General features: G+C 58.7%; 2 protein-coding genes. One reads left to right on the top strand and one right to left on the bottom strand.

The genetic code is table 11. The annotated features are described in order from the left end of the window. Window positions 1–267 (bottom strand): response regulator (locus tag OQK_RS18090; RefSeq protein WP_016773618.1); only part of this gene is annotated, 267 nt, incomplete at its 3' end. 859 nt (window positions 268–1,126) lie between these two features. On the opposite strand from OQK_RS18090, the gene OQK_RS18085 reads away from it, so the two are divergent. Further along, window positions 1,127–3,614: ribonucleoside-diphosphate reductase subunit alpha (locus tag OQK_RS18085; protein ID WP_016773617.1), on the top strand; the 2,488-nt coding region annotated here is incomplete at its 3' end.

Genomic DNA, 3,614 nt, shown 5'->3' with positions numbered 1-3,614 from the left:
AGCGTCATCGGTGCGCGCGGTGAGCATCAGGATCGGCCCGTCGTACTGGCTGCGCACCTTGCGGCAGATGCTCAGGCCATCCTCGCCGGGCAGCATCAGGTCGAGGATCACCAGATCCGGCTGCTCCTTGATGATCCGCGCCGCCGCCAGCGCACCGTTGCCTTCGATCTCCACGCGCAGGCCATTGGCTTGCAGGTAATCGCGGGTGAGCTCGGCCAGTCGCTGGTCATCCTCGACGATCAATACCTGCCAGGTTTGTTGCTCCACCGGTGACCTCTGCTTGCTGTTTTTATTAAAAGAAGAAAGACAATCGCCTGACACGGACAAAACCTGTGGGAGCGAGCCTGCTCGCGAAAGCGTCTGTTGCTCCAACCTGAATGCTCAGTGGTCAACCGATTCGCGAGCAGGCTCACTCCCACAATCCTGCGTATACCTCCCGATCATCTGTCATGTTTCAGGAGGATAAAAATGTCCATGCACCCAGCGATTGTATAAACGCCGGTCACGCGGAAAACAAGTCGGTAAATGCGTTCGGACAAGGCGGAATTCTGTGATAGGGTTCGCGCCCTTAAAAAACCGCTGAAGCGTTTTTCCAGGCAAAAAAACAGTGACAAACGGTCTGGCTCAGCAGGTTCGCGGCCTACACGCGTTTTCCCTGTTTCTTACACAAATTACGCACAGGCTTATCCACAGGTAGTACGTTGCAATCCCCCCCTGAAACGCATTATCTTGTAGCACGGCGAAAACAGAGACCCTACATATAGGGTTTTCACCTAAAACGCCCAACCACATTTCAGACCTGAAACTCAAGTGCTTTATGGCCAGTTTCCGGTAGAACAAGCGAGTTTTTTCAAGCCCAAACCGCACTGGCGGATGGCACCGTTTTATTTGGTCCGAAACGGACAAAACGGTATGGGTGTTGCAGTCATGACTGCCACCCGCGAAGGAATCCGGTGGCGAGCTTCGGCTCGTAACCAAAACTTCGGCAAGGATGCGGCGTTGCAGCCTTTTTCCTACTGTTCCGAAGTTTGTAATGCCGACGCCCGTCGGTTGCAGTGCTTCGGTACAGAACGGTGAGCACCATGACGGTGCCAAACAAACATAGAGAATGTGGAGACCACCCCCCATGCAAACCGACACAACTCGCGAGAACCCGCAGGGCACCTTGCCGCAGGCCGCCGATTCGACTTCGGATCTGGCAGCCACCGCGCCTGGCCAGCTGCGCGTGATCAAGCGTAATGGCACTGTCGTTCCTTACACCGATGACAAGATCACCGTCGCTATCACCAAAGCGTTCCTCGCAGTTGAAGGCGGCACCGCTGCCGCCTCGTCGCGAATCCACGACACCGTTGCGCGCCTGACCGAACAGGTCACCGCGACCTTCAAGCGTCGCATGCCATCGGGCGGCACCATCCACATCGAAGAAATCCAGGACCAGGTCGAACTGGCCCTGATGCGTGCCGGTGAGCAGAAAGTTGCACGCGACTACGTGATCTACCGTGACGGCCGTTCGAAAGAGCGCGCAGCGCACGCTCCTGCCGAAGCAGCAGTCAACGCGCACCCGTCGATCCGCATCACCCGCGCCGACGGCAGCCTCGCGCCGCTGGACATGGGCCGCCTGAACACCATCGTTACCGAAGCCTGCGAAGGCCTGGAAGAAGTCGACGGCGACCTGATCCAGCGCGAAACCCTGAAGAACCTGTACGACGGCGTGGCCCTGACCGACGTCAACACCGCCCTGGTGATGACCGCCCGTACCCTGGTCGAGCGCGAGCCGAACTACTCATTCGTCACCGCCCGCCTGCTGATGGACACCCTGCGTGCCGAAGGCCTGAACTTCCTCGAAGTCGCCGAAAGCGCCACCCATCACGAAATGGCCGACCTGTACGCCAAGGCCCTGCCGGCCTACATCGCCAAAGGTATCGAGTTCGAACTGCTGAACCCTGTGCTGGCTACCTTCGACCTGGAAAAACTGGGCAAGGCGATCAATCACGAGCGCGATCAGCAATTCACCTACCTGGGCCTGCAGACCCTGTACGACCGCTACTTCATCCACAAGGATGGCGTGCGTTTCGAACTGCCGCAGATCTTCTTCATGCGCGTGGCCATGGGCCTTGCGATCGAAGAGAAGCAGAAAGAAGATCGTGCGATCGAGTTCTACAACCTGCTGTCCTCGTTCGACTACATGGCTTCGACCCCGACCCTGTTCAACGCCGGTACCCTGCGTCCACAGCTGTCGAGCTGCTACCTGACCACCGTGCCGGATGACCTGTCGGGCATCTATCACGCGATCCACGACAACGCCATGCTGTCGAAATTTGCCGGCGGCCTGGGCAACGACTGGACGCCGGTGCGTGCGCTGGGTTCGTACATCAAGGGCACCAACGGCAAGTCGCAAGGCGTGGTGCCGTTCCTCAAAGTAGTGAACGACACCGCTGTGGCCGTGAACCAGGGTGGCAAGCGCAAAGGCGCTGTGTGTGCCTACCTGGAAACCTGGCACATGGACATCGAAGAGTTCATCGAGCTGCGCAAGAACACCGGTGACGATCGTCGTCGTACCCACGACATGAACACCGCCAACTGGATCCCTGACCTGTTCATGAAGCGTGTCTTCGATGACGGCAAGTGGACCCTGTTCTCGCCATCCGAAGTACCGGACCTGCACGACCTGACCGGTAAGGCCTTCGAAGAGCGCTACGAGTACTACGAAGCGCTGACCGAGTACCCGGGCAAGGTCAAGCTGTTCAAGACCATCCAGGCCAAAGACCTGTGGCGCAAGATGCTGTCCATGCTCTTCGAAACCGGCCACCCATGGCTGACTTTCAAAGACCCGTGCAACCTGCGCAGCCCGCAGCAGCACGTCGGCGTGGTCCACAGCTCGAACCTGTGCACCGAGATCACCTTGAACACCAACAAGGACGAAATCGCCGTTTGCAACCTGGGCTCGATCAACCTGCCGAACCACATCGTCGACGGCAACCTCGATACCGCCAAGCTGCAACGCACCGTGAACACCGCCGTGCGCATGCTCGATAACGTGATCGACATCAACTACTACTCGGTGCCGCAAGCGAAGAACTCCAACTTCCGCCACCGTCCGGTCGGTCTGGGCATCATGGGCTTCCAGGACGCTCTGTACCTGCAGCACATCGCCTACGGCTCCGACGCCGCCGTCGAGTTCGCCGACAAGTCGATGGAAGCGGTCAGCTACTACGCGATTCAGGCTTCCTGCGACTTGGCCGACGAGCGCGGCGCCTACGAGACGTTCAACGGCTCGCTGTGGTCCAAGGGCATCCTGCCGCTGGATTCGCAACAGATCCTGATCGAGCAGCGCGGCGAGAAGTACATCGACGTCGACCTGAAGGAAACCCTCGACTGGGCACCGGTTCGCGCCCGTGTACAGAAAGGCATCCGTAACTCGAACATCATGGCCATCGCACCGACCGCGACCATCGCCAACATCACTGGCGTTTCGCAGTCGATCGAGCCGACCTACCAGAACCTGTACGTGAAATCGAACCTGTCGGGCGAATTCACCGTGATCAACCCGTACCTGGTTCGCGACCTGAAGGCTCGCGGTCTGTGGGACTCGGTCATGATCAACGACCTGAAGT

The organism is Pseudomonas sp. R62 (assembly GCF_000257605.1).
GTDB lineage: Bacteria > Pseudomonadota > Gammaproteobacteria > Pseudomonadales > Pseudomonadaceae > Aquipseudomonas > Aquipseudomonas atacamensis.
The sequence above is the reverse complement of the archived record's forward strand: the minus strand, read 5'-3'. Positions and strand labels throughout refer to the sequence as shown.